The organism is Burkholderia sp. Cy-637, assembly GCF_011753175.1.
Classification (GTDB): domain Bacteria; phylum Pseudomonadota; class Gammaproteobacteria; order Burkholderiales; family Burkholderiaceae; genus Burkholderia; species Burkholderia gladioli.
In genome coordinates this window covers 1-1553 of the sequence record NZ_VWWC01000371.1, presented here as the reverse complement: position 1 = coordinate 1553, position 1553 = coordinate 1, and the positions used below count along the sequence as shown (strand labels likewise).

The following is a 1553-nucleotide window of genomic DNA, read 5'->3' as shown; positions in this document are numbered from 1 at the left end:
GAACAGGACCGTGAAACGACTCCACGCCGATGATAGTGCGGATTGCCCGTGTGAAAGTAGGTAATCGTCAGGCTTCCCTCATGACAACCCCCGTTGCCCTAGGCAGCGGGGGTTTTGTCTTTCCAGCGCAAGAAAACTAATCCAATCAGCGCACCTCAGGTGAGCCGGCAACCTGGTGAAATTCAAGCCGGTGGATCGATCGACTGCTGATCCCGCTCCAGTGGCCTCAAGGCGGTTGCGGCGCAATGCAAACAAGCTCGAGTCGCTATCTCTCGTCGAATCGATCGTGTTCGTCATGCCTTGCCTTGCCTTGGCTCGTAGAGGGCGCGTATGCCGCTTCTGCAGCTGTCGCAGGCCGAGGATGACGTGGGAGAGCGCTCAAGTGTTTCGGCGGCGTGGCGGGCAAGTTGGAGGCAGAGCAACCGTCACGGCGAACGGGAGCTGGATGAGACGTTCCGACGAGCTGATCCGCGAGCCTTCATCTGCCGCATGGCTCAATGCCGACTGCCCGAAGCGAAGTAGCGTCTTGGCGCTGGAGGGCGTCGAGGAACTGCACGGAACATCGCAAGCACGACTGGATGGCCGTGCTCACCTTTGCACCAGGCACAACCGGCTGCTTCTCCGGGGCCCGCAGCATTCGGTCGACCACGCCCCAAAGCACGAAACATCAAAAAATTTTCAGAAAACGTGCTTTAGCCCTTGGCTTAATCGTCGCGACCCCTTATGATTTGCGTCTTCCGTTTTTCCGGGGAGCTTTCACGGAAATCGGAGCGACAGTCTGGGCGGGAGCAGTTTCCGCTGCGGTCATCGAATTCGGCGCGACGCGATGCTTTTACAGGGCATTGATGGACGGCGCACCGAGGGAGGCGATCGACATGGCATGCCGACACGGCGGTATCAGCGGGGCGATAAAAAATCTCCGAGGGTGCTTGACACGAGGTCTGCGTACCACCATAATCGTCAGTTCTCTACGGAGGGGTGCCCGAGTGGCTAAAGGGGGCAGACTGTAAATCTGTTGGCTTACGCCTACGTTGGTTCGAATCCAACCTCCTCCACCAAGACATGCAGAGCGGTAAGGGATCGTAAAGTGGCCCGCGCGGGTGTAGCTCAATGGTAGAGCAGAAGCCTTCCAAGCTTACGACGAGGGTTCGATTCCCTTCACCCGCTCCACGTTCCATGTAGTAAGTACTTGTTTCGCCCATGTGGCTCAGTGGTAGAGCACTCCCTTGGTAAGGGAGAGGTCGGCAGTTCGATCCTGCCCATGGGCACCATCAAGTTGTCAGTGTCTGTTTGCGCGCGGCGCAACATGTGAAATTCCTTAAGGGAGTTGAAAATGGCCAAGGAAAAATTTGAGCGGACCAAGCCGCACGTCAACGTCGGTACGATCGGTCACGTTGACCACGGCAAGACGACGCTGACGGCAGCCATCGCAACGGTTCTGTCGGCGAAGTTCGGCGGCGAAGCGAAGAAGTACGACGAAATCGACGCGGCGCCGGAAGAAAAGGCACGTGGCATCACGATCAACACCGCGCACATCGAGTACGAAACGGCGA

At 57.8% G+C, this 1553-nt stretch carries 1 protein-coding gene and 3 tRNA genes; all 4 read left to right on the top strand.

The window, feature by feature from the left end:
- The first annotated feature begins 972 nt into the window (after positions 1-972).
- A tRNA-Tyr gene (locus F3J10_RS35605) sits at positions 973-1058 on the top strand.
- 38 nt (positions 1059-1096) lie between these two features.
- Positions 1097-1170 (top strand) — tRNA-Gly (locus F3J10_RS35600).
- A gap of 26 nt (positions 1171-1196) precedes the next feature.
- Positions 1197-1271: transfer RNA gene (locus F3J10_RS35595), tRNA-Thr, on the top strand.
- Positions 1272-1333: 62 nt separating this feature from the next.
- The coding region (locus tag F3J10_RS35590; protein ID WP_240155810.1) for a GTP-binding protein at positions 1334-1553 on the top strand (220 nt) is incomplete at its 3' end.